This window comes from Lysinibacillus sp. BPa_S21 (genome assembly GCF_023337795.1).
In the GTDB taxonomy this organism is placed as follows: domain Bacteria; phylum Bacillota; class Bacilli; order Bacillales_A; family Planococcaceae; genus Lysinibacillus.
Map to the genome: position 1 here is coordinate 25,556 of NZ_JALIRS010000011.1, position 23,408 is coordinate 48,963.

Annotated in this window: 23 protein-coding genes and 2 pseudogenes; 21 read left to right on the top strand and 4 right to left on the bottom strand. The window is 37.8% G+C overall.

All coding sequences use genetic code 11. The features are described from left to right. Positions 1 to 69: 69 nt before the first annotated feature. Complete coding sequence (locus MOK21_RS18660; RefSeq protein WP_249075463.1) at positions 70 to 321, bottom strand: hypothetical protein; 252 nt, start codon at positions 319 to 321, stop codon at positions 70 to 72. A gap of 214 nt (positions 322 to 535) precedes the next feature. On the opposite strand from MOK21_RS18660, the gene gatC reads away from it, so the two are divergent. From gatC to MOK21_RS18710, 11 genes are all read left to right on the top strand, one after another. Continuing rightward, entirely contained in the window at positions 536 to 823 is a 288-nt protein-coding gene (gatC, locus tag MOK21_RS18665) for an Asp-tRNA(Asn)/Glu-tRNA(Gln) amidotransferase subunit GatC (protein WP_010857153.1), read from the top strand. A 24-nt stretch (positions 824 to 847) separates the two neighbouring features. Next, a complete protein-coding gene (gatA, locus tag MOK21_RS18670) occupies positions 848 to 2,311 on the top strand; it encodes an Asp-tRNA(Asn)/Glu-tRNA(Gln) amidotransferase subunit GatA (RefSeq protein WP_249075464.1) in 1,464 nt (487 codons plus the stop codon). A 1-nt stretch (position 2,312) separates the two neighbouring features. After that, positions 2,313 to 3,740 carry an Asp-tRNA(Asn)/Glu-tRNA(Gln) amidotransferase subunit GatB gene (gene gatB / locus MOK21_RS18675; protein WP_249075465.1) on the top strand — a complete coding sequence of 476 codons (1,428 nt, stop codon included), beginning with the start codon at positions 2,313 to 2,315 and terminating at the stop codon, positions 3,738 to 3,740. Positions 3,741 to 4,036: 296 nt separating this feature from the next. Then, the gene (locus MOK21_RS18680; RefSeq protein ID WP_249075466.1) at positions 4,037 to 4,597 is read left to right on the top strand and encodes a thioredoxin family protein; all 561 of its coding nucleotides are present in this window, start codon (positions 4,037 to 4,039) and stop codon (positions 4,595 to 4,597) included. A gap of 133 nt (positions 4,598 to 4,730) precedes the next feature. Beyond that, positions 4,731 to 5,645, top strand: a complete 915-nt coding sequence (locus MOK21_RS18685; RefSeq protein ID WP_249075467.1) for a diacylglycerol kinase — start codon at positions 4,731 to 4,733, stop codon at positions 5,643 to 5,645. A 428-nt stretch (positions 5,646 to 6,073) separates the two neighbouring features. Further along, positions 6,074 to 7,420, top strand: a complete 1,347-nt coding sequence (locus tag MOK21_RS18690; RefSeq protein ID WP_249075468.1) for a cytochrome ubiquinol oxidase subunit I — start codon at positions 6,074 to 6,076, stop codon at positions 7,418 to 7,420. Continuing rightward, positions 7,417 to 8,442: a cytochrome d ubiquinol oxidase subunit II gene (locus MOK21_RS18695; protein ID WP_249075469.1), complete on the top strand. Its 1,026-nt coding sequence runs from the start codon at positions 7,417 to 7,419 to the stop codon at positions 8,440 to 8,442. The genes MOK21_RS18690 and MOK21_RS18695 overlap by 4 nt, the downstream gene beginning before the upstream one ends. Positions 8,443 to 8,454: 12 nt before the next feature. Continuing rightward, positions 8,455 to 8,577 (top strand): cytochrome bd oxidase small subunit CydS family protein, encoded by a 123-nt coding sequence (gene cydS / locus MOK21_RS23820; protein ID WP_283164798.1) that lies wholly within the window; start codon positions 8,455 to 8,457, stop codon positions 8,575 to 8,577. A 612-nt stretch (positions 8,578 to 9,189) separates the two neighbouring features. Beyond that, positions 9,190 to 10,563, top strand: coding sequence for a 23S rRNA (uracil(1939)-C(5))-methyltransferase RlmD (gene rlmD, locus MOK21_RS18700; protein WP_249075470.1), 1,374 nt, complete (start codon positions 9,190 to 9,192; stop codon positions 10,561 to 10,563). Next, the gene (locus tag MOK21_RS18705; protein ID WP_249075471.1) at positions 10,563 to 10,751 is read left to right on the top strand and encodes a hypothetical protein; all 189 of its coding nucleotides are present in this window, start codon (positions 10,563 to 10,565) and stop codon (positions 10,749 to 10,751) included. Before rlmD ends, MOK21_RS18705 begins: the two co-directional genes overlap by 1 nt. Before the next feature lie 22 nt (positions 10,752 to 10,773). Further along, positions 10,774 to 10,914, top strand: coding sequence for a hypothetical protein (locus MOK21_RS18710; protein WP_374110246.1), 141 nt, complete (start codon positions 10,774 to 10,776; stop codon positions 10,912 to 10,914). A 306-nt stretch (positions 10,915 to 11,220) separates the two neighbouring features. Here the strand turns inward: MOK21_RS18710 and MOK21_RS18715 are convergent, their stop codons facing one another. Beyond that, the gene (locus MOK21_RS18715; RefSeq protein ID WP_249075472.1) at positions 11,221 to 11,952 is read right to left on the bottom strand and encodes a FadR/GntR family transcriptional regulator; all 732 of its coding nucleotides are present in this window, start codon (positions 11,950 to 11,952) and stop codon (positions 11,221 to 11,223) included. A 226-nt stretch (positions 11,953 to 12,178) separates the two neighbouring features. Between MOK21_RS18715 and MOK21_RS18720 the strand changes: the two genes are divergently transcribed. The 3 genes from MOK21_RS18720 (at position 12,179) to MOK21_RS18730 (ending at position 15,799) form a co-directional block, all read left to right on the top strand. Then, complete coding sequence (locus tag MOK21_RS18720; RefSeq protein WP_249075473.1) at positions 12,179 to 13,564, top strand: FAD-binding oxidoreductase; 1,386 nt, start codon at positions 12,179 to 12,181, stop codon at positions 13,562 to 13,564. Between the two features lie 10 nt (positions 13,565 to 13,574). Beyond that, complete coding sequence (locus MOK21_RS18725; protein WP_249075474.1) at positions 13,575 to 14,558, top strand: bile acid:sodium symporter family protein; 984 nt, start codon at positions 13,575 to 13,577, stop codon at positions 14,556 to 14,558. Between the two features lie 260 nt (positions 14,559 to 14,818). Then, positions 14,819 to 15,799: a tRNA dihydrouridine synthase gene (locus tag MOK21_RS18730; protein ID WP_249075475.1), complete on the top strand. Its 981-nt coding sequence runs from the start codon at positions 14,819 to 14,821 to the stop codon at positions 15,797 to 15,799. Positions 15,800 to 15,838: 39 nt separating this feature from the next. On the opposite strand, the pseudogene MOK21_RS18735 reads toward MOK21_RS18730, so the two are convergent. Beyond that, positions 15,839 to 16,711, bottom strand: a pseudogene (locus MOK21_RS18735) (GNAT family N-acetyltransferase). Positions 16,712 to 16,952: 241 nt separating this feature from the next. Here MOK21_RS18735 and MOK21_RS18740 point away from each other — a divergent pair. From MOK21_RS18740 to MOK21_RS18760, 5 genes and pseudogenes are all read left to right on the top strand, one after another. After that, the gene (locus MOK21_RS18740; protein WP_249075476.1) at positions 16,953 to 17,660 is read left to right on the top strand and encodes a response regulator transcription factor; all 708 of its coding nucleotides are present in this window, start codon (positions 16,953 to 16,955) and stop codon (positions 17,658 to 17,660) included. Further along, positions 17,654 to 18,673 (top strand): sensor histidine kinase, encoded by a 1,020-nt coding sequence (locus tag MOK21_RS18745; protein ID WP_249075477.1) that lies wholly within the window; start codon positions 17,654 to 17,656, stop codon positions 18,671 to 18,673. The genes MOK21_RS18740 and MOK21_RS18745 overlap by 7 nt, the downstream gene beginning before the upstream one ends. Positions 18,674 to 18,776: 103 nt before the next feature. Next, entirely contained in the window at positions 18,777 to 19,541 is a 765-nt protein-coding gene (locus MOK21_RS18750; RefSeq protein ID WP_249075478.1) for an ABC transporter ATP-binding protein, read from the top strand. Then, on the top strand, positions 19,531 to 21,486 hold the full coding sequence (locus MOK21_RS18755; RefSeq protein ID WP_249075479.1) for an ABC transporter permease: 1,956 nt from the start codon (positions 19,531 to 19,533) through the stop codon (positions 21,484 to 21,486). Before MOK21_RS18750 ends, MOK21_RS18755 begins: the two co-directional genes overlap by 11 nt. Before the next feature lie 26 nt (positions 21,487 to 21,512). Further along, positions 21,513 to 21,803 (top strand): annotated as a pseudogene (locus MOK21_RS18760) (MFS transporter); the annotation flags it as partial. 154 nt (positions 21,804 to 21,957) lie between these two features. Here MOK21_RS18760 and MOK21_RS18765 read toward each other — a convergent pair. Beyond that, positions 21,958 to 22,155 carry an alpha/beta-type small acid-soluble spore protein gene (locus MOK21_RS18765; RefSeq protein WP_049668804.1) on the bottom strand — a complete coding sequence of 66 codons (198 nt, stop codon included), beginning with the start codon at positions 22,153 to 22,155 and terminating at the stop codon, positions 21,958 to 21,960. A gap of 208 nt (positions 22,156 to 22,363) precedes the next feature. Here MOK21_RS18765 and MOK21_RS18770 point away from each other — a divergent pair, with 208 nt between their 5' ends. Together MOK21_RS18770 and MOK21_RS18775 are read left to right on the top strand one after the other, a co-directional pair. Continuing rightward, a complete protein-coding gene (locus tag MOK21_RS18770; protein WP_249075480.1) occupies positions 22,364 to 22,858 on the top strand; it encodes a YehS family protein in 495 nt (164 codons plus the stop codon). Positions 22,859 to 23,157: 299 nt separating this feature from the next. After that, entirely contained in the window at positions 23,158 to 23,352 is a 195-nt protein-coding gene (locus tag MOK21_RS18775) for a hypothetical protein (RefSeq protein ID WP_249075481.1), read from the top strand. Positions 23,353 to 23,408 lie beyond the last annotated feature (56 nt).

Genomic DNA, 23,408 nt, shown 5'->3' on the forward strand with positions numbered 1-23,408 from the left:
ATAGTCAGCCTTGTGCTGACTATTTTTTTGTGGAAGAAAAAAGAGATTTGATAATATTCGTTGGAAGAATTAATCAGAATGATGGATAGACTCTTTAGGGTGACGGATAGAAGAGCGAAAGCGACGGAAAGATTCCTCGGAGTGACGGAAAAAGTCTTCGAATCGACGGAAAGAAAAAAGGCGACGGAAAGCCCGGCCGAAGTGACGGATAGAAAAGCGAAAGCGACGGAAAGATTCCTCGGAGCGACGGAAAAAGCCCTCGAAACGACGGATAGCCTCCCCTACTCGACAAATAAAAGAAAGCACAGCGACACAATCCACGCCTTACTCCCGAAAAGCGAAGTCTATAAAAAGGACTCTTAAGACAGTCCCTAAAGACAACACTTCGTCATAGTAGTGAAAGTTTCTTTATTTTTGGTGAAAGTTGTGATTTTTAATATGAAAAATGTTATGATTATTTGCATGGTTAACTTTATTCAACCCTATTGTTATCGACAAAAACAATGATATGAATGAGTATTCGGAGGTGTGAAAAATGGCAAAATTAACAAAAGAAGAAGTTAAGCACGTTGCAAATTTAGCACGTCTTGCAATTACGGAGGAAGAAGCAGAGAAATTTGCGGAACAACTTGGTAAAATTACAGACTTCGCAGAGCAGCTAAACGAGTTAGATACAACAAATGTTGAACCAACAACTCATGTTTTACCACTAGTAAACGTAATGCGTGAAGATGTGGCAACAAAAGGCTTAGACCGCGAAGTAATGATGTTAAACGTAAAAGAACAAGAAGATGGTCAAGTAAAAGTACCAGCTATCATGTAATACTAAAACATAGGAGGATTCCTCATGACGTTATTTGAACGTTCAGCAAAGGAGCTACAAGCTGACATTAAAGCGGGTAACCTAACAATCGCTGACTTAACAAAAGAAGCATACGAACGAGTGGCGAAGCTTGACGGCGATGTACAAGCATTCCTTGCTTCAAACGAAGAAAAAGCAACTGCACAAGCAGCTGAAATGGACAAAGTTCCATTTGAAGAGCGTGGACCACTTTTCGGTCTTCCTATCGGTGTTAAAGACAACATCGTTACAGAAGGTTTAGAAACAACTTGTGCTTCTAAAATTCTAGAAGGCTTTATGCCAATTTACGATGCAACAGTAGTAAAAAAACTACGTGAAGCTGGTATGATCACTATCGGTAAATTAAACATGGACGAGTTTGCAATGGGTTCTTCAAATGAAAACTCATACTATAAAACAACAAAGAATCCATGGAACTTAAACCACGTGCCAGGTGGATCTTCAGGTGCATCTGCAGCAGCAGTAGCAGCAGGCGAAGTACCATTCTCACTTGGTTCTGATACAGGTGGTTCAATCCGTCAACCAGCAGCTTATTGCGGTGTTGTAGGGATGAAACCTACATATGGTCGTGTATCTCGTTTTGGTCTAGTTGCCTTTGCATCTTCTTTAGATCAAATCGGACCAATTACACGTAATGTTGAAGACAACGCTCTTTTACTTGAAGCCATTGCAGGATTAGACGCAAACGATTCAACTTCTGCAAACGTAGAAGTACCAAACTACGCAGCAGCCCTTACTGGTGATGTAAAAGGTTTACGTATCGCTGTACCAAAAGAATTCCTTGGTGAAGGTGTGGGCGAAGCAGCACGTCAATCAGTGCTTGATGCATTAGAAGTATTAAAAGGCTTAGGTGCGACAGTAGAAGAAGTATCACTTCCTCACTCGAAATATGCATTAGCAGCGTACTATATTCTTTCTTCTTCAGAAGCGTCTTCAAACCTTTCTCGTTTTGATGGTATCCGTTATGGTTTCCGTGCAGAAAATGTTAATAATTTGATGGACCTTTATAAAGAAACACGTGCACAAGGCTTTGGCGATGAAGTAAAACGTCGTATCATGCTTGGTACTTACTCACTAAGCGCAGGTACGTATGATGCTTACTACAAAAAAGCTCAACAAGCACGTACACTGATCAAAGCAGACTACGACAAAGTATTTGAAGACTTTGACGTAATCATTGGACCAACATCTCCTACACCAGCATTTAAAATTGGTGAAAACGTCGATGATCCAATGACGATGTATGCGAACGATATTTTAACGATTCCTATGAACTTAGCTGGTGTGCCGGCCATCTCAATTCCATGCGGTATGGAAAATGGTCTACCATTAGGCTTACAAATTATCGGTAAATATTTCGATGAAGCAACAATTTACCGTGTAGCTCATGCTTTTGAACAAGCAACGGAGTTCCATAAACAAGTTCCTCAAATTTGGGAGGGAAAATAACATGAACTTTGAAACAGTCATTGGTTTAGAAGTACACGTTGAGTTAAAAACGAACTCAAAAATCTTCTCATCAGCACCAGCCCATTTCGGTGCTGAACCAAATACAAATACTACAGTTATCGACCTAGGCTATCCTGGTGTCCTTCCTGTACTAAATAAAAATGTTGTAGATTTCGCAATGCGTGCAGCACTTGCACTTAACATGGAAATCGAACAAGAAACAAAATTTGACCGTAAAAACTACTTCTATCCAGATAATCCGAAAGCTTATCAAATTTCTCAATTCGATAAACCAATCGGTAAAAACGGCTGGGTTGATATCGAAGTAGATGGTTACACAAAACGTATTGGTATTACTCGTCTTCATATGGAAGAAGATGCGGGTAAACTGTCTCACAGTGGCGATCACTCTTTAGTTGACTTTAACCGTCAAGGTACACCACTTGTAGAAATCGTTTCTGAGCCAGATATTCGCACACCGAACGAAGCGTATGCGTATCTTGAAAAAATAAAATCAATCATCCAATATGCAGATGTTTCAGACTGTAAAATGGAAGAGGGATCTTTACGTTGTGATGCCAACATCTCAATCCGCCCATACGGTCAAGAAGAATTCGGTACGAAAACAGAGCTTAAAAACCTGAACTCATTCAACTATGTTCGTCGTGGTTTAGAGCACGAGGAATTACGCCAAGCGGATGTTCTTCTTTCAGGTGGGGTAATTGAGCAAGAAACTCGCCGTTTTGATGAAAAAACAGGTAAAACAATCCTTATGCGTGTTAAAGAAGGAACAGACGATTATCGCTACTTCCCAGAGCCAGACTTAGTACGTCTATCCATCGATGATGAATGGTTAGAGCGAGTAAAATCAGAAATTCCAGAGCTTCCAGACGCTCGTAAAAAACGTTATGTTGAAGAACTAGGCTTAACGCCATATGATGCAGGAGTTCTTGTTATTTCAAAAGAAATTTCAGACTTCTTCGAGGCTATGGTAGCTAACAATGCGGATGCTAAGCTTTCTGCAAACTGGCTTATGGGTGATGTTTCTGCATACTTAAATGCAGAACAAAAAGATCTAAAAGATACTGCATTAACGCCAGAAAACCTTGCGGAAATGGTGAAATTAATCACGGACGGTACTATTTCTTCTAAAATCGGTAAAAAGGTATTTGCTGAATTAGTAGAAAAAGGCGGTTCGGCAGCAGAAATCGTTAAAGCAAAAGGTTTAGTTCAAATTTCTGATGAAGGTGCATTACTTGCTATCGTTACAGAAGTTCTAGACAATAATGCACAATCAATCGAAGACTTCAAAAACGGTAAGGATCGCGCTATTGGCTTCTTAGTAGGTCAAATTATGAAAGCCACTAAAGGTCAAGCGAACCCACCAATGGTCAACAAATTATTACAACAAGAGATTGCAAAACGTTAATGACAATTGCAACAAAAGGCCAAGAGAGCAAATTTGTTTTCTTGGCTTTTTCTATACATACAAAAACAAGGTAAGTGTCAGTATTGTGCTTAGGTAAGTTACTGTGTGACCATTCCGCTTCGGGGATAATGAGATGCAGCTGACCCTGGTAAGCGAGTGACCAGAACGTCCATAATGGAACATAAATTAACTTAATATGGCTAATAATTACCAAATTAGCACTTAATAGTTGTCTTAAAAGAGTATTCATAGCAAAATATAGAATAGAACATGATAAAACTTTAGGAGGTCAATCAATGAAAACTGAACAACAATATTTCAATGATGCGATTTCGATTCAACAATATATGGAAAATATGACGACGTTAAAAGAAGAAAGCTTTCGTATTTATGATGCCTTCGAAGTGCCATTAAACGATGGCTTTGTCGAACTACTGAAGGACAAGCAACCAAAAATTTTAACAATTACTGAGGACTGGTGCGGAGACGCAATGTTAAACAATCCAATTATTCGTCGAGTTGCAGAGGCAGCAGGATTAGACATGCGCACAGTACTTCGTGACGCGGACACAGATTTAATTGATCGCTATTTAACAAATGGTGGCCGAGCAATTCCGGTTTATATTTTATTAGATGATGCTGGTCAAGTTGTTGGAAAATGGGGCCCCCGTGCACCAGAGTTACAGGAATTAGTAGTGAGTAAACGAGCTAGTTTACCTGCTAATGAAGATCCTACATTTGAAGATGCACAAAAAGCGCTTTATGCTGAAATTCGTGAAGAGAATATGACGAACAAATCCTATTGGACATTTGTTTATGAGGATTTTAAAAAGCAAATAACAGCTGCATTGCAATAATGATAAGTCGTAAGGCTACATGTCAGAGAATGGAGGACATGCCTTGTTTGGGTTGACGATTGGAAGCTAATGCAACATTTAAACGAAAAATTCGTTGAAAGAAATAGAATCTTATGAAGCAGGAAGGTATGTTATGAAACGAGCAAGAATCATTTATAATCCTACATCTGGGCGTGAAGTGTTTAAAAAGCATCTACCAGAAGTATTAGCAAAATTAGAGGTAGCAGGCTATGAGACATCTTGTCACGCAACAACCTGTGAAGGCGATGCAACTATTGCAGCAAAAAATGCAGTTGAACGTGGCTTTGATATCATCATTGCAGTTGGTGGAGATGGCACATTAAATGAAGTTGTTTCAGGTGTGAGTGCATTCGAGAAGCGCCCGAAAGTTGGCTTAATCCCAATGGGTACAACGAATGACTTTGCCCGTGCAGTGCATATTCCCCGTAATATCGAAGCTGCCGTTGAAATCATAATTAAAGGCGAAACGTTGCCGGTTGATGTTGGTTTATTAAATGGGGAACGCTATTTCATCAATATTGCCGCTGGCGGACGTATTACAGAGTTAACTTATGAAGTGCCAAGTAAAATGAAAACAATGCTAGGACAGTTAGCTTACTATTTAAAAGCAGTAGAAATGATCCCATCCATTAAAGCGTCCCATATGCGTATCGAATATGATGGCGAAGTGTTTGATGGGGATGCCATGATGTTTTTATGCGGCTTAACAAATTCAGTGGGTGGCTTTGAAAAGCTTGCACCTGACGCAAGTATTAACGATGGCTACTTTACTTTATTAGTATTGAAAAAAGTAAGCTTGCCTGAATTTATTCAGCTTGCCGCAATGGCTTTAAGAGGCGAGCATTTAAATGATGATCGTGTAATTTATAAAAAGGCAAGTGTCGTGAAAGTATCTACTGAAGATGAAATACATTTAAACTTAGATGGTGAGTATGGTGGAGATGCACCTGCTACATTTGAAAACTTAAAGCGCCACATTGAAATCTTTGTTCCACTAGCAGATATTCGTGAGGAAGACCGTATGTAATTGTACATTCCGCTCGGGTTGGCCTGAAAGTGATCAGGTAGTGCCTCAAACTGCTCGGGTTGGCCTCAAATTTGATCGAGTCGCCAATTTTGAAGGAAATTTTATGACCTAAATTGGTTGAAATTCTATATATAGGTATAAATATTACCTGTAATTGGTATTGTGAATGAATTAAGAAAAATGTTTGGCAAATGTGCGTATATTACTTGAACAAAATTTGAAACCTTTATAATAGACCGAAATCTCGGTCCGTTATAAAGGTTTTTTTCGTTGTAATAGTGGAAAATGGGGGTATGAATAAGGGAAAGGAAGTGTTGCCTTTGTATAAATCACAAGAAAGAAAGCTCATTTGGCTAAGCTTTGGTGTTGCAATTATTATGCTTCTTTCCATACTGGGAAGAATATTTGGAAGTTAGGGGGGCGATGAAATGGTGAATGAATCAGCAGTCTTTTGGAGTAGAGCATTAACAGAGCTAACTTTATCGTTCCATATTATTTATGCAACGATTGGTGTGGGCGTCCCGTTAATGATTATGATTGCACAATGGACTGGGTATAAAAAGAATGATGAGCACTATATTTTAATGGCAAGACGTTGGGCACGAGGTTTTGTTATTACTGTTGCGGTCGGAGTTGTCACAGGGACAGCAATTGGCTTACAGTTATCTTTACTTTGGCCGAATTTTATGCAGCTTGCCGGTCAAACAATTGCATTACCACTTTTTATGGAAACGTTCGCATTTTTCTTTGAAGCCATTTTCCTAGGCATCTATCTATATACTTGGGATCGCTTCGATAGTCAGAAAAAGCATATGCTGCTGTTAATTCCGGTGGCTGTCGGTGCATCGATGTCAGCTGTGTTTATAACAATTGTTAATGCGTTTATGAATGCACCACAAGGATTTGACATTGTGGACGGCCAGCTTGTGAATATTCAACCCTTTTTAGCAATGTTTAATCCAGCAATGCCGACAAAAGTAGCGCATGTTGTTGTTACAGCCTATATGACATCTGCATTTGTGTTAGCAGCCATTGCAGGATATCGTCTACTTAGAGGTTCTAAGCATGTATACCATAAAAAATCTTTATACCTACTTATGAAAGTCGGGCTGATATTCTCCATTGCATCAGCGATTATTGGAGACTTTTCAGGAAAATATTTAGCAGAATATCAGCCAGAAAAATTAGCTGCAGCAGAGTGGCATTTTGAAACGGGAGACAAAGCTTCCCTTATACTTTTTGGTGTATTAAATGGTGAAGAAGTAAAATATGCTATAAAAGTACCTTATGCTTTGAGTGTTTTAGCACATAATAATCCAAATGCAGAGGTAATTGGTTTAGATCAATTTGCTAAAGAAGATCGACCACCACTGTATATTCATTACCTATTTAATATCATGGTGTTTATTGGCATGTTCATGGCATTGGTTTCACTGCTTTATGTAACCGGGAAAGCACGTGATTGGCAGTTTATTCATAGACGATGGTTTAGATGGATTGTTGTAGCAGGTGGGCCACTTTCCATTATTGCGATTGAAGCGGGATGGTGGCTTGCTGAAGTTGGACGACAGCCTTGGATCTTATATGGATTAATGCGAACACCAGAAGGGGCCACAACGAGTGATCATGTAGATTTAATGATGCTGTTGTTTACAGGTGTATATGCCGTATTAGGAATAGGAAGTATGGTGGTATTGGTTCGTATGTTTAAAAAGAATCCTATTGAACGAGAAATAGAAGACCGCCATGCTGAAAAGGGCGGTGACATCATATGACATTAGAGATTTTAGGTATTTCAGTTTTATGGATTTTCCTATTCGGCTATGTCATTGTTGCGTCAATCGATTTTGGTGCAGGATTTTTTAATGCTTACAGTCTACTGATCGGAAAAAATCACATTTTAACGAATATTATTAAGCGTTATTTATCACCTGTTTGGGAAGTAACCAATGTCTTTTTAGTATTCTTCTTTGTTGGGATTGTTGGATTTTTCCCACAAACAGCTTTCTATTATGGAACGATTTTACTTGTCCCAGTTAGTATTTCGCTAGTGCTCCTTGCCATTCGAGGCTCCTACTATGCGTTTGAATCATATGGTACACGTGGACATATTGGTTACACGCTGACATATGGAATCACAGGTTTGCTCATTCCAGCCTCACTCTCTGTTGTTTTCGCGATTGCTGCTGGGGGCTATGTGGATATTGTTGACGGGCAACCTGTTTTGAACTATTGGACATTGTATACGAGTCCATTTGCTTGGAGTATTGTCGTGTTGAGTATTGCGGCTGTACTATATATTTCAGCCGTGTTTTTAACTTGGTATGCGCATAAAGCAAAGGATCGAGAAGCAACAAATTTAATGCGAAAATATGCACTTGCTTGGGCAGCACCATTAATGGTTAGTGCGCTTGGCATTATGTACGAAATGAAATTCATCAACCCAGAAAGTTACGATCATATGGTGAATTTGTGGTGGATGTTCGCCGTTTCGGGCGTATTATTTATAATTACGGTAGTGTTCATATGGATGCGAAAAAATTATGGTTTTGCGGTTGGGTTGTTGATTGCCCAATTTGCAGTGGCGTTCTTTGCATATGGTATCGCACAATATCCATATTTACTATATCCGTATTTAACAATTTACGATAGCTTTACAAGTACTCAAATGGCGATTGCACTCGTCATTGCGTTTATTTTAGGATTGTGTCTACTGATTCCATCACTGTTCTTGTTGTTGAAATTATTCCTCTTCAACAAAAATTATGTGACTGGAAAAGAAGACAATCACGCATAGGAGGGATAAACTATGGCAAGTTTTTTAATTTTTTATGCGCCATTTATAGTCGTCATCCTTGGGGTAGTCGCTGCTTTCTGGTGGGCACCAAGAGATTATCATACAGTAAGGAAAGAGGGGAAGAGTCGCGACTAGCGACTCTTTTTTCTACTCGTGTAAATCGGATATTCGGGTAAGCTGAGCAGATTACTTTTGGTGCAAGCTGAGCAGTTTAGGATTAGAGCGGATCAAATTTTGGGCATACCTGAGCAGTTTGGGATTAGAGCGGATCACTTTTGTAGTATACCCGAGCAGTTTGGGAGCAGAGCGGATCACATTCTTGGTATACCTGAGCAGTTTAGGGTCAGAGCGGATCAAATTTTGGGCATACCTGAGCAGTTTGGGGTCAGAGCGGATCACATTTTGGGGATACCTGAGCAGTTTGGGGTCAGAGCGGATCAAATTTTGGGGATACCTGAGCAGTTTTGGAGGAAAGCGGATCACATTTGTGGCATACCCGAGCAGTTTGGGGTCAGAGCGGATCACATTTTGGGGATACTTGAGCAGTCTGGGAGGAGAGCGGATCACATTTTTGGCATACTTGAGCAGTTTTGGAGGAAAGTGGATCACATTCTTGACCTACCCGAGCAGTTTGGAGTCAGGGCGGATCACTTCCTCTACACACCCAAGCAGTTAATATGAAGCCTTGTTCTTTTTTCATCCGCCACAACATGCTACAATAAAGAGATTGAAATGGAGGATGTACGAATGTCAGCACCCGTGAAAAAGAATGACCGACTAACAGTTTATATAGAAGATTTAACACATGATGGAAATGGCGTCGCAAAGGTCGATGGCTATCCATTATTTATCCAAGGTGCACTTCCTAATGAAACGGCGGAAGTACACGTTTTAAAAACATTAAAAAATTACGGCTTTGCAAAGGTTGTAGAAATTCTCAAGCCCTCGCCAGATCGAGTAGAGGCACCTTGTGAATATTTCAAGCAATGTGGCGGCTGTCAATTACAGCATCTGTCTTATGAAGGCCAGTTAAAATGGAAAGAGAATATGGTGCGAAATGTTATGCAACGTATTGGTAAAATTGATGCGCCTGTTCTACCTGTGAAAGGCATGGAAGAGCCTTGGCAATATCGCAATAAAGCACAAATTCCTTTCTCCTCGAATGAAGCAGGACAAGCAATTGCTGGTTTCTATAAAACGAAGTCTCATAGCATTGTTGATATGGAGCGTTGCTTGATTCAAACAGGGGAAGCGGACGCTATTCTTGCTGGCTTGAAAAAGGAACTAGCGACAATCGGAATTCAACCATACAACGAGCAAACACATGAGGGAATGCTGCGCCACCTAGTGATTCGTAAAGCACGAGCAACTGGTGAAGTGATGGTTGTTCTTGTAACTAAAAAGAAAAAATTCCCGCAAAAAGAAGCTGCTGTTGGGACAATCCAGAAGCTTGTCCCAAATGTAACATCCATTATGCAAAATGTTAACAGCGACAAAACAAACGTTATTTTCGGTGATGAAACCGTAAACCTGTGGGGCAAAGACGTTATTATTGATACAATTGGCGACGTTCGCTTTGAAATTTCAGCACGTTCATTTTATCAAGTAAACCCTGAACAAACGGAAGTCCTATATAAACAAGCATTAGACTACGCTGACCTGCAGGGTGATGAACGAGTAATTGATGCTTATTGTGGTATCGGCACAATTTCATTATTCCTTGCACAAAAAGCAAAGGCTGTTATGGGGGTTGAAATTGTACCGCAAGCCATTGAAGATGCAAAACGCAACGCCGCACTAAATGGCTTTACGAATACGTATTTCGAGGCGGGACCAGCAGAGGAAGTTATTCCACGTTGGTATAAGGAAGGCAAAGAAGCGGATGTTTTAGTAGTCGACCCACCACGCAAAGGCTGCGATGATGCGCTGCTAACGACAATTTTAGAGCAACGTCCTAAGCGTGTTGTTTATGTGTCCTGTAACCCAGCTACACTAGCGCGTGACCTTCGAATTTTGGAGGATGGGGGTTATCAAACACAGGAGATTCAACCTGTAGATATGTTCCCGCATTCGACGCATGTAGAGGTTGTTACGGAACTAACTCTAAAGGAGCGATCATAATGGACGCAGCAAAAAAATGGCTCTCTATACCGAAAGATATCAGAGAAATGATCGTGAAAAACGTATTTTGTGGCAATTGTGGTGTAACGGCAATTGTGAAGTACACGATAGAAGATGGAGAATATGCCCCTGTATTGAAGGGGAAATGCAAGACTTGTGGTAGGGATGTTGCTCGGGTGATTGATTAGTAAATGATAGAACTTTGTTTATGTGTCCTGTAACCCAGCTACACTAGCGCGTGACCTTCGAATTTTGGAGGATGGGGGTTATCAAACACAGGAGATTCAACCTGTGGATATGTTCCCGCATTCGACGCATTGTGAAGCAGTCGCATGGTTGGAGTTAGTATAATAAAATAAAAGTAAAAATCTCATCAACAAAATAATAAAAATATCCAAAACACCCCGGATTTGTTCCACACGAATCCGGGTCTTTTTCTGGCATGATTGAACTTCTTTTAGCGGATGTTAGAGAAAAGATTCAACAGTTTTATCCGTAAATACGTCATGTCTTACTTTTAAGGCTATTCCTCGTAAAAATTTTTGACGACACTGAATGTCTCGTGCTCGGAAAAAAGCAGTGATTAAACTTTCACTTTTTTTATTACCAAATCACGCTGACAAGAACAATTTAAAACCGCTCGCATTATGAAAATGATCAAGAGTAGTCGTGTTGCTCTCCAATATGACTTAAAAGCGATTCTGTCAATTCTCGTCTTATTTGCGTAATATGTTTTTCCATGAGTTGTTTGGCTTGATTGGCATCACCAGCTGCGATTGCTAGGAAAATTTCCTTATGCTCATCTATGGTCTCTTGCATACGTTCAGGATCTTTCAAGCGTTGTGTTCGGGTAACACGTATTGTGTCTTGCATATGTTCACTTAGGGTTTGGAGTAATTGTAAAAATATTGAATTATGTGACGCGAGAACGATATTAATATGGAAACTTAGGTCAGCTTGAATTCCTAGTTCTACATCATCTTTAACTAGATCCATCATTTCTAATGCTTTCCCAATTCGTTCTAAGTCTTCGGAAGTGGCTCGTCGTGAAGCTAAAAAAGCACATTCAACTTCAAGTGCCTGACGAAGTTCTAACATTTCATATATTCGTTTTTTTTCAGTTTTTACAATTGTAGCTGAAAGTTCTTCTCCTAACGAATGGTATTCTGGTGTTTTGATAAAGCTGCCACTGCCTTGTTTAATTTCAATAATTCCATTGATTTCAAGTTTGCGAAGCGCCTCTCTAACCGATGTTCTACTTACATTAAAACGACTCGCTAATTCTCTTTCCGTCGGGAGTTTATCTCCAGGCTGTAATTCCCCATTTAAAAAATATTCTCTTATTTGATCAACAATTACTTGATATGCTTTTTTCTTTGGTTGTGGCATGACCAATGTCACTCCCTTCAAATACAGAGTACTGTAAACGTTTTAATCATACATGATTATCAATTTAATAAAAATATAATTATAATTATTGATATTTTCAGAATATTTAGTACAATAAAAAGAGGTTGGACCAATTTGAAGAGTTCAATAAATTGGTATGACATTTTCTAACAACTTAAATCATTTAAATATTTTGAAAGAATGAGCGTAAAAGGGGGAGAATAAAATGATTACAACAACTGAAGAATTAGTGATTGCTCTACGGAGTGTTCTTACAGATAGCCAAGTAACGATCAATCAAACGATTTTAGAACAACATAGTCGTGATGAATCGTATCATCATGACAGTCTACCAGATATTGTAGTGTTTCCGGCAACGACGGAAGAAGTGAGGAACATAATAAACATCGCAAATCAATATAAAGTATCGATAGTGCCATATGGAAGAGGAACAAGCTTAGAAGGGCATGTTATTCCTTATGAACATGGGATTACGGTTGATTTTTCCCTCATGAATAAAATTTTAGAAGTTAGGGAAAAAGACTTTCTTGTGAAAGTTCAACCAGGAGTGACACGTTCTCAGTTGAATATGGAGCTAAAAAAATATGGCTTGTTTTTCTCTGTGGATCCAGGAGCAGATGCAACACTTGGGGGGATGGCAGCAACAAATGCTAGCGGAACAACATCTGTGAAATATGGGATAATGCGCGATCAGGTTCGAGATTTAGAGGTTGTTCTCTCAGATGGTACGGTGATTCATACGGGGAATTTAGCAGAAAAATCTTCATCCGGCTATCATTTAAACGGTTTATTTGTAGGATCTGAGGGAACTCTTGGTTGCTTTACTGAATTGACGGTAAAAGTCTATGGGATTCCTGAATATGTTATGGCTGCTCGAGCATCCTTCAAAACAGTCAATGATGCTATCGAAGCAGTCGTTAGTATTTTACAAGCGGGAATCCCGATTGCAAGAGTTGAACTCGTAGATGAACTTTCAATGAAACAAGTAAATTTACATAGTCAAACAACTTATAAAGAACAACCAACCTTATTTTTAGAGTTTCATGGAAATGAAGCTGGCCTAAAGCAAGATGTTGAATTTATGAAAGAAATTGTCGCATCTCACAATTGCGAAAATATTGAATTTGAAACCGATAATGCAGCACGAAATCAACTGTGGGAAGCGCGCCATAATTTAGCTTACGCCTATGTCCATGGACACCCAGGGAAAAAACTAATGGTGACCGATGTTTGTTTACCGATTTCCGAATTAGCAGGTGCAATTGCTCATGCGAGAGAAGCACTTGATTTATTAGCACTTACAGGGGGAATTGTTGGCCATGTCGGTGATGGCAATTTCCATGTTCTTTTAATGATTGATATGAATGATTCTAATGAAATAAAAAAAGCAGATGAGTTTAATGAATTGATTGTAATGTATGCACTTGAACGAGGGGGGACTTGCACAGGAGAACATGGTGTCGGTATTGGTAAACAGAAATATCAAGAGAAAGAACATGGAGAAGCATTGCTTGTAATGGAAAAGATCAAACAAGTGCTTGATCCGGATTCACTTTTAAATCCAAATAAAATATTAAAAATAAAGAAATAGGGGTGAAAATATGAAAGTCTTAGAAGCCATTAGTACGATAGCTGGAAAATACTTTGCCGTTTGGGTCATCTGTATTGCTGTGATTGCCTTTATAGCTCCAGATCCATTTTTAATATTTGGGGGATACATCACCATTTTGCTAGGTATTGTTATGTTTGGCATGGGGCTAACGTTAAAAGCGGTTGATTTTAAACTGATCTTAACGAATCCAGTACCAGTCATCATTGGTGTTTGTGCCCAATATATTATCATGCCACTTACAGCTTTTCTAATTGCTTATATTATGAACTTGCCAGCAGAATTAGCTGCGGGGCTAGTCCTTCTTGGTTCTGTGCCTGGAGGTACCGCTTCAAACGTCATGGTGTATCTAGCTAAAGGTAATGTACCATTATCAATCACAATGACATCTTTTTCGACTTTATTAGCCCCCATTGCAACACCATTTATACTGTTATTACTTGCAGGTAAATGGATGCCAGTGGATCCAATAGCAATGTTTACTTCCATTATTCAAGTAATCATTTTCCCAATTATCCTAGGTATTGTTATAAGGAAATTTGTCCCTCAGGTTGTAGAAAAGAGCATTAATGTCATTCCACTTATCTCAGTAGTGGCTATTATGATCATTGTTTCTGCTGTTGTTGCTGGTAATGTCAATAGCATCGCTTCGGCTGGGGCCTTTGTTTTTATGGCAGTAGTGTTTCATAATGCATTCGGATTGTTATTGGGCTACTTAACAGCTCTAGCGTTAGGACTCGATGAAAGTAATCGAAGGGCTATTTCTATTGAAGTGGGCATGCAAAACTCTGGACTAGGTGTAGCATTAGCGACTGCCCATTTTGGTCCTTTAGCTGCCTTACCTAGTGTTCTTGGCGCTGTTTGGCATAATATCTCTGGTCCGATTCTCGCCACATATTGGTCGAAGAAACCAGAGAACGTAAAGATACCGTCTAATGAGCATATTCAAGAAGGCAGTGGCGAAACCCGTATTTAAAAGTGAAGTTGCTATAATTGAAAAGCAGATGATATAGAAAAATCTATATCACCTGCTTTTTTGTTGATAAAATTCCATTCAGGGACGATTTTCGTTAAAATAGACATTGCCGATTTTCACAATTTATAAATGTCCAAATGCACTTGTATTTGATAATCAGTTATTAAGCATGATATAAGTGTAAAGGAAGTGGAACATTTGGCTTTATATTTCATCGAGAGTATGAAGTGGTATCCATAGTGAGAGGATTTGAGTTTGACATGATAGATAATTTTTGGCGTGATTTACCACGACCATTTTTTGTACTTGCACCAATGGAAGATGTGACGGATGTTGTTTTTCGTCACGTAGTAAGTGAAGCCGGTCGACCGGACGTATTTTTCACTGAGTTTACAAACTCGGATAGCTATTGTCATCCAGAGGGCATGAAAAGTGTGCGAGGTCGTTTGATTTTTACAGAGGATGAACAGCCGATGGTGGCACATATTTGGGGGGATAATCCTGAATATTTCCGTCAAATGAGTATTGGTATGGCAGAGCTAGGGTTTAAAGGCATCGATATTAATATGGGCTGCCCTGTACCGAATGTGGCATCGAGAGGGAAAGGCAGTGGCCTTATTCTGCGTCCAGACGTTGCGGCAGAACTTATTCAAGCAGCAAAAGCTGGCGGACTACCTGTCAGCGTAAAAACACGACTTGGCTTTACAGAGGTAAATGAGTGGGAGGAATGGCTGACGCATATTTTAAAACAGGATATAGCGAACCTTTCTATTCATTTACGGACAAGAAAAGAAATGAGCCAAGTAGATGCGCATTGGGAGCTAATTCCGGAAATCAAAAAATTACGTGACCGTATCGCACCAAATACGCTACTAACCATCAATGGAGATATTCCTGACCGTCAGACGGGTCTGCAGCTTGCAGAACAATATGGGATTGATGGCGTGATGATCGGACGTGGTATTTTTAAAAATCCTTTTGCTTTTGAAAAAGAGCCAAAAGAGCATAGCAGTAAAGAGTACCTTGATCTTTTAAGACTGCAGCTTGATCTTCAAGATCAATATGCGGAAGTACTACCACGTTCTATCTCTGGGCTTCATCGCTTTTTCAAAATATATGTTAAAGGATTCCGTGGAGCCGGTGAATTAAGAAATCAATTGATGAACACGAAATCAACAGATGAAGTGCGTGCTGTGCTTGATCACTTTGAATCAAATAATGTTGATGACGATGGACGGTAGATAGCAAAGAGGGGCAAAGAACCCCTCTTTTTTTGTTGCCTAATTTAGTTTTGTAAAGTATCTTATCTCTTCTTTATCCGTATAAAAGCCAACAGATTCGTATAGAGTTAAGGCTGATTTATTTGTAGTTAATACCATGAGAGTAGCTTTTTCTAGCTGATGAGACTTAAGATATTTCAAAGCCTGTGTAAGTAAATACTTGGCTATACCTCGCTTTCTCCATGGTTCACGAACAAAAACGTCCTCTATTACACCGTAGTCTTCTTCTTGCCATGCCATCAATCCGCCAGCAATAGCGTCTGTTTAACGTATGACCATGGATGTCCACAGCTTGTTATTCTTGTATTCAGTTAGTCTATTAAGACCAAGGGGAGTGTCAGGCCAAATTTCAGCCTCAATATCAAGATAATCACTTTCTTCGCTAGTTGTACCCATCTTCCAATATGAAAATTGAAATCCTTCTTGTAGTTTTAAATCAGGAATCGGTGTATTCAAATCCCGATTCATGCGATATAAACTATTCAGAGGGAGGTAACCTTTTTTGATAAAAAACTGATTGTTTGCTGTTTCTTCCGAATCATTACCAACACAAAGTATTGTTCCGTATTCTTTAGGCAAAGCTTCCTTTAACTGATGTGCTCTTGTGAAAAGATATTGATATACTTTGTCGAGCAGAGCCATGTCATGTTCTCTTTCAGAAATGGTTTTCAGATTAACGTATATGGAGTGATTGCTCTCTTTTGAACGTCCGGGAGGTACAACGTTAATGATGCTAACTTGCCCCTTAGCGACCATCTTCCCATCTTCAAATGCGCAATAAACGTTACCCCAATTATCTTCGTCCCCGACCCACCAAAATGTCGCGTTTTCTTTAGCAGTTACGGATCGGTACAACTCGCCAAGTAAAGGCATATCTCCATGTTCGAAGTTACGAATGAAAATTTCTGTTGATGATTGACTCAAAATAATCCCCCTATCAGTAGTAGGGGATTTTCGCAGCCTGCTATGCGGGTTCCACATCTTGATACTATTTATACATTGTATATTATAAAATGGTATTATATGTAACAGGTTATTTAGTGTTCCTAAGTGTGATTCTTTAAATAACTCTTTCTAAAATAGTGTTACACATTTCCTAAAAGGAGAATTAACTATGTACAAACTTATGCTTATTGAAGACGATACTGAACTAAGTGCGCTTATTCAAGAAAACCTGGAGCGCTACGGGTATACTGTTGTACAGCCTGAAAACTTTTTGAATATAGAGGATGAGTTTACGAGAATTAAACCTGATTTAATTTTATTGGATATTAATTTACCTTATTATGATGGCTATTATTTATGCAGGGCTTTTCGTAAGCAATCGAATGTACCTATTTTAATTATCTCTGCTCGTAATCAAGAGCTGGATCAGATTATGGCGATTGAACTTGGGGCTGATGACTATATTACGAAACCATTTACGTTTGACATACTGCAATCGAAGGTGAAAGCGACGACTAGAAGAGTATATGGAGAATATGCAGCAAATGGACAAAATCTTACGTGTGCTGGTCAGCTATGTATTAATGCCGATACACTTGTTTTAACTTTCCGTGAAAAAAAGATTAACCTTAGCAAAAATGAATTCAAATTAATGAAAAAATTAATAGACAATAAGAATACATTTATTTCGAGAGAAGAACTAATCGAAGAAGTATGGGACTCGATTACATTTGTAGAGGATAATACATTAACGGTTAATATGACAAGAATAAAGCATATACTATCTGAATTAGGATTTGATGATGTAATCAAAAGCAAAAGAGGAGTAGGGTACATGTTTCACTATTCTAATTCTACGAGGGGTTCGCAATGTTAAAGCATATTTTAATAAAATTCTTAAAAGACAGGTTTCTACTAATCATGTTTTATTTAATAAATATGATTTGCGTTATTACCTTTTTTCATCTAAATGAGCCAGCAAATGATGAAGTTTTATATCCAGTATCGATAGGATTATTTTTATTAACTGTGTATTTAGTAATTGATTGGCTTAACTATTATCAAACGAATAAAGCCATTGAGCTTATGTTGAGAGGACGATTTGTCGAAATAAACCCACATACAGAGGAACAGAAGGCGTTTTATCAATTGCTACAGAATAATATAAGTGAACACACTCGCAAATACAACACAATGAAGGAACAGAAAAATGAAAGTCTATATTTTTTATCCCATTGGATGCACTTTTTAAAAACGCCTGTTTCTGTAATAGAACTGATCATTAGTAAAGAAAAAACAGAGGATGCTACAGTCCTTTTTGAAAAAATTCAGCGGGAAAACAAACGAATACATACATCAATAGAGCAAGCATTAACAATGGTGAGAATGGAAAGCTTTGAAAACGATTTGGACATACATGCAGTAGATTTACTTACTACGTTGAGAAAAGTCATTAATGAGCGAAAAAGGGAATGCATTTACCATTCCGTATTCCCGATTATTGAATTTGATGAAGAAGAAGCTTTGGTTGTTACTGATGTAAAATGGAATGAAATTCTATTAGACCAAATCATTTCTAATGCTATTAAATATTCAAGCTTAAAAAGCGGGAAGAAGCAGCTTGTTTTTAAAATTGAACGACTAGGGGAACACATTACATTATCTGTTATTGATGAAGGAATAGGCATGCCTTCTTATGATGTCGATAGAGTATTTCAACCATTTTTTACAGGAGAAAATGGGAGGAAGATGCCCAATTCAACAGGTATCGGACTTTATATTAGTAAAAAAATAGCAGACAAGCTTGGGCAAACGATTGACGTACAATCTGAAGTGTCGACAGGTACAACGGTAACGATTCGATGTCAAGCAGCAGAGAATCAGTTATAACCAAACCTTACAGAGTTGTAAGGTTTTTTTAGTGAATCAAATTTGTGCAATTCCACTTGAGACTTAGAATGTATTTAATAACGATTTCCGTGGGGGGAGAACAATGGTTATTTTAGATGCGAGAAATATAGTTAAAATATATGGAGAATCACTAGAAGAAGGTTCCACGACAGCCCTGGGAGGAATAAGCTTATCCATGAAGAAAGGGGAGTTTGTTGCCATTATGGGACCTTCCGGAAGCGGAAAAACAACAATACTTAATATATTAAGTGGAATTGATAAGCCGACCTCTGGTGAAGTTGTAATTGAAGGCAAAGCTATAAGTGAAATGAGCACAGACGAATTAGCGTTGTTCCGCCGACAACAATTAGGATTCGTCTTTCAGGAGTTTAACCTTTTAGATAGTTTAACGGTAAAAGAAAATATTATGTTACCTATGATCTTAGAGAAAAAAGGTGCAGCTGAAATGGAGGAGAAGGTACAAAGCTTATCTAAGTTTTTTGGCATTGATACAATCTTAAATAAATATCCCTATAACGTATCGGGGGGACAGGGGCAGCGAACGGCTGTTAGTAGAGCCCTAGTTAACGAGCCTAGTATTATCTTTGCTGATGAACCAACGGGAAACCTGGATTCGAAAACATCAGAAGTAATTATGGAATGCTTTGAAAAGATCGTTCAAGAGCTTGAGGCAACCATTCTTCTTGTGACCCATGATGTCTTTGCAGCTAGCTATTGTCAAAAAGTAGTCTTTATAAAAGACGGTGTTATTCATTCTTACATTGTGAAAAAGGGCAATAAGAAAGAATTTCTCAATCAAATCATTGATAATCTAGCAGTCTTAGGGGGAAGTTGCCATGACATTTAAGCAAGTTGTATGGAAAATGGCAAAGGTGCATTATAAAAAATATCTTTTATACTTGCTCTGTAATAGCTTTGTCGTTATGTTTTTCTTTATGTTTTCTACCCTCTATTTCAATGAGCAAATTGAACAAGTTAAAAAGCTGGAATCCTTAGATTATGTGTTGAATATACCAGCAATTGCCCTGATCATTTTTTCGATGTTTTTCATTACCTATGCGCATGGTATTTTTATCAAAAGAAGAAAAAGCGAGTTTGGACTATTCATAAAGTTGGGTATGACCAATCGCGATATTAGTAAATTATTATCGTTAGAGAATACTCTTATTGCTTTTCTTGCTATAGTAATCGGACTTCTTTCAGGGGGCGTATTTTCGAGGCTATTCTTTTTACTCCTCATAAATAGTGTGGGTTTAGAGAGAATTTCTTTTCAGTTAAATAGCAAGATGTTTTATTTCCCAATTATTATTTTCATCATCATCTACTTTTTTGCTGTGGGGAAATCACTTTATTTGATATTAAAACAAAATCTTCTACAAAGCTTAAAAAGCAATAAGGTTGCAGAATCAATTAAATTAAAAAGTCCGAAGCTTGGAGTGCTTGGACTTGTGTTAATTATTGGTTCAGTTCTGGGGCTTTTTATTACGTATGGTGGTCCACATGCTGGTGAATTTCTATATATTTGGTTCACCATAACGACTGTAGGTTTATATCTTTGTCTTTCTCAGTTTATGAGCTTTTTTTTAGAGCTAGCGAAGCAAAATAATGAATTTTATTATCAACGGTTATTGTTATTGACGAGTATTGACTATAAATTAAGGCAGCTCACCTCTATATTAATGCTGGTGACAATGATGATTATGATCACCATTTTGTACAGTACTATTATAGTATCTACATATATGTTAAATGAGCAGGAAATGCTGAGTCGAAATCCTTTTGATATAGCATTTCTCCAACCGGAAACGAAAGATAATTTATCTATAGCAGACCTTGATTCAATACTAAAAAATGAGGAAAATCCTGTTCAACAGCATATAGTGATTCCATTATATTCTTACTATGAGAAAACGTACGATGGTTGGTATAACCTTTATAACATAATGACCGTTGAACATTTTAATGAGTTAACTTCTAAAGAGGTAAAATTACAAGGGCGAGAATATCTTCACTATTTGAATGTAGAACCAGAGTATGCTGGGGATGAGAATAAAGTTATTCAAGAGTGGATAATCCCAGGTAGAGAAGGCGATATCACTTATTCACTAAAAAAAACTATTATTGAAAGTAATATTAATTCTTTTTTAGGTCTATCAGATTTTATCATTGTCAGTAAATCAGAATTAGAGTTTCTTAAAGCGAACGTAAATGGTTTTGCATCGAAACTTCATTTGATAAATGTGGTCAACTGGAAAGAGACAAGAAAGACTGTTGAGGCTTTAGAGGGAATATTTGATAACGAAAAGATTCCGCCAATTTTAGATGTTAGAGGAGAGAATATATCACAAGAGAACCCATTTCAAATTGCCTCTAAAATAGATGGCCATAATCGTAACATCCATTCTAATGGTATGGCATTTTTTGTGACGACTTTTTTGAGTATTATATTCTTTTTTGCTTCATTTATTTTATTATATTTAAATCTTTTTTCAGAGATTGATAAAGAAAAAGCGAAGTATCAAAAACTTTATAATATAGGGGTTACAACTACAGAAGTAAAGCGGATGATATGTAGGGAGATAACAATCACATTTTTTATCCCAACACTATCAGGCATGGGCTTAGCCTTTCTATATGTTATTTCTATGACAAATAAAATAGGTGGTATCTTGAGGAATCCAGAAATACTATGGCAGTTCTTTAGTGTTTCAGGAATTTACCTGATCATTCAAATAGGATTTTATCTATTTGCAAAGAGAAAGATGTTATCTCATTTAATTCAGGAGAAATGAAACATCATATCTCAACTTTCTTTTAAATCGGTGGAGCAATTGTCGGTTTCTACTCGAATGGTATGTTCGCGGGGTTTGGAGCTTTAATTAGTAGCTTCTATCCAGTGCAAATCAGAAGTACAGCTACAAATACGATTTTTAATTTCGGTAGAGCTATTGGAGGATTTTCGCCGACCTTTGTAGGTTATATTCTTCAAAGATATGATATGACGGTCGTTATGGTCTATTTAGCTGCCTTATATTGCATTTCCTTTATCGTGATGCTGACTTTTAAAAAAGGAGCAAACGAGGCTTTACAACCAGTTGAAATTAATTAAATCAATTATGCCTCGGCATAATTGCGTCTGGAATCGGCTTTGTGCTTGCACAAAGGTCTCCTTTCTGATTCCGTGACACCCGCTGAAAGAAGTTAAAACATGAAAGAACGAATTCCAATTTTAAAAAAGGGATTCGTTCTTTTTAAATTTATTATTATAATAAACCTTTTGAACGTTTTTCAGCCATTTCTACGAGGCGTTTTGTGATTTCTCCTCCGACTGATCCGTTTGCACGAGAAGAGGCTTCTGGCCCTAATTGTACATTAAATTCTTGTGCGATTTCATATTTCAATTGATCAACAGCTTCATGTACGCCAGGAACTAGAAGTTTATTTGAACTACGATTAGCCATTTTTCTCACCTCCTTGTGATTAGAATGGTCGAGAGTTGGCTAATCATACATGTTAAAAAGTAAAATGCACATTCTAAATACTATTGTAAAGTAACTTTTGGAAAGCTAGCTAAAATTGTGAATGTCTCTGCTATAATAAAGTAATGCTTCAATCCCGTGGCATGATGGTTAGAAGCGCTTTTACAGTCAAAATGGAGGTTTTTTTAAAATGACAAACAATGATATATTAATTCGTTTAAGATATGCATTAGATATCAAAAATAAAGATATGGTTGAAATTTTTAAACTAGGTGGCATGGACTTTACGAAGGAAGAAGTTTTGAACATGCTTATGAAGGTTAATGATGAGGAAGAAGCACCAGAAGAATACATCAAATGTAATAATAAAATGTTAGAGGCTTTTTTAAATGGATTTATTACATTTAAACGAGGTCCGCAAAAGCCTAAGCCTGGACAACCAGAAGGACCACCAGCTGTTTCAGGAAAAGAAAGCCCTAATAATATGCTGTTGAAGAAAGTGAAGATTGCGCTAGCCTTAACGAGTGAGGAGATGCTTGATATTTTATATGATGGAGGCGTTAATGTTTCAAAAGGTGAATTAGGAGCTATTTTAAGAAATCCAAGTCATCGTAACTATAAAGAATGTGGCGATCGCTTTGTTAGAAATTTTTTAAGAGGGCTAACGTATAAATACAGAGAATAAAATGGCTTCATACTAAAGTCTGTTCTTGATTAAAAAGTCGCACTTCTGGAATAGTCAAGCGAAAATTTTGGTAAAAGCCAATAAATTAATGATTATCTAAGCGACTGCAATTGTGCAGTTGCTTTTTTTATGATTAATTTTACATATATTTCTCCTTTGTGATAAAAAATATCTGCAAAAAAACTAATTTTTCTTAGTTAAATCTAGTTGACAGTTTGTGACGAAATTGTGTACACTTTAAGTGACACAAAGTTGTCACAAAGAGGAAAATAAATGTTCACGAACAGAGGGGTGCTTTTATGTTTGGTTTAAACATTTTATTAGTTGCTATCGCATGTATTACGATTCCACTTTTTGTTGCTTCAATTATGGTAGACATTTTTTATGCAGAAAAGAAACAGGTTCGTTTTTCATTACGCCGTACATCTATGTGGTATTCCTGCATGTTTGCTGTATCATTCATACCATCAGTCTTATACATGACACTAAAATAGATATCTTTAATATGAATAATCATTTAGGGGTAATTGATTATTTAAAATTATAGGAA

Coding starts and splice junctions, on each gene's coding strand:
- MOK21_RS18750 (WP_249075478.1), top strand. CDS start 18,777: ATGGTTATTTTAGATGCGAGAAATATAGTTAAAATATATGGAGAATCA.
- MOK21_RS18690 (WP_249075468.1), top strand. CDS start 6,074: ATGGTGAATGAATCAGCAGTCTTTTGGAGTAGAGCATTAACAGAGCTA.
- gatA (WP_249075464.1), top strand. CDS start 848: ATGACGTTATTTGAACGTTCAGCAAAGGAGCTACAAGCTGACATTAAA.
- MOK21_RS18720 (WP_249075473.1), top strand. CDS start 12,179: ATGATTACAACAACTGAAGAATTAGTGATTGCTCTACGGAGTGTTCTT.
- MOK21_RS18765 (WP_049668804.1), bottom strand. CDS start 22,155: ATGGCTAATCGTAGTTCAAATAAACTTCTAGTTCCTGGCGTACATGAA.
- MOK21_RS18705 (WP_249075471.1), top strand. CDS start 10,563: ATGGACGCAGCAAAAAAATGGCTCTCTATACCGAAAGATATCAGAGAA.
- MOK21_RS18770 (WP_249075480.1), top strand. CDS start 22,364: ATGACAAACAATGATATATTAATTCGTTTAAGATATGCATTAGATATC.
- MOK21_RS18745 (WP_249075477.1), top strand. CDS start 17,654: ATGTTAAAGCATATTTTAATAAAATTCTTAAAAGACAGGTTTCTACTA.
- MOK21_RS18755 (WP_249075479.1), top strand. CDS start 19,531: ATGACATTTAAGCAAGTTGTATGGAAAATGGCAAAGGTGCATTATAAA.
- MOK21_RS18730 (WP_249075475.1), top strand. CDS start 14,819: ATGATAGATAATTTTTGGCGTGATTTACCACGACCATTTTTTGTACTT.
- MOK21_RS18715 (WP_249075472.1), bottom strand. CDS start 11,952: ATGCCACAACCAAAGAAAAAAGCATATCAAGTAATTGTTGATCAAATA.
- gatB (WP_249075465.1), top strand. CDS start 2,313: ATGAACTTTGAAACAGTCATTGGTTTAGAAGTACACGTTGAGTTAAAA.
- rlmD (WP_249075470.1), top strand. CDS start 9,190: ATGTCAGCACCCGTGAAAAAGAATGACCGACTAACAGTTTATATAGAA.
- MOK21_RS18685 (WP_249075467.1), top strand. CDS start 4,731: ATGAAACGAGCAAGAATCATTTATAATCCTACATCTGGGCGTGAAGTG.
- gatC (WP_010857153.1), top strand. CDS start 536: ATGGCAAAATTAACAAAAGAAGAAGTTAAGCACGTTGCAAATTTAGCA.
- MOK21_RS18775 (WP_249075481.1), top strand. CDS start 23,158: ATGTTTGGTTTAAACATTTTATTAGTTGCTATCGCATGTATTACGATT.
- MOK21_RS18695 (WP_249075469.1), top strand. CDS start 7,417: ATGACATTAGAGATTTTAGGTATTTCAGTTTTATGGATTTTCCTATTC.
- cydS (WP_283164798.1), top strand. CDS start 8,455: ATGGCAAGTTTTTTAATTTTTTATGCGCCATTTATAGTCGTCATCCTT.
- MOK21_RS18680 (WP_249075466.1), top strand. CDS start 4,037: ATGAAAACTGAACAACAATATTTCAATGATGCGATTTCGATTCAACAA.
- MOK21_RS18740 (WP_249075476.1), top strand. CDS start 16,953: ATGTACAAACTTATGCTTATTGAAGACGATACTGAACTAAGTGCGCTT.
- MOK21_RS18725 (WP_249075474.1), top strand. CDS start 13,575: ATGAAAGTCTTAGAAGCCATTAGTACGATAGCTGGAAAATACTTTGCC.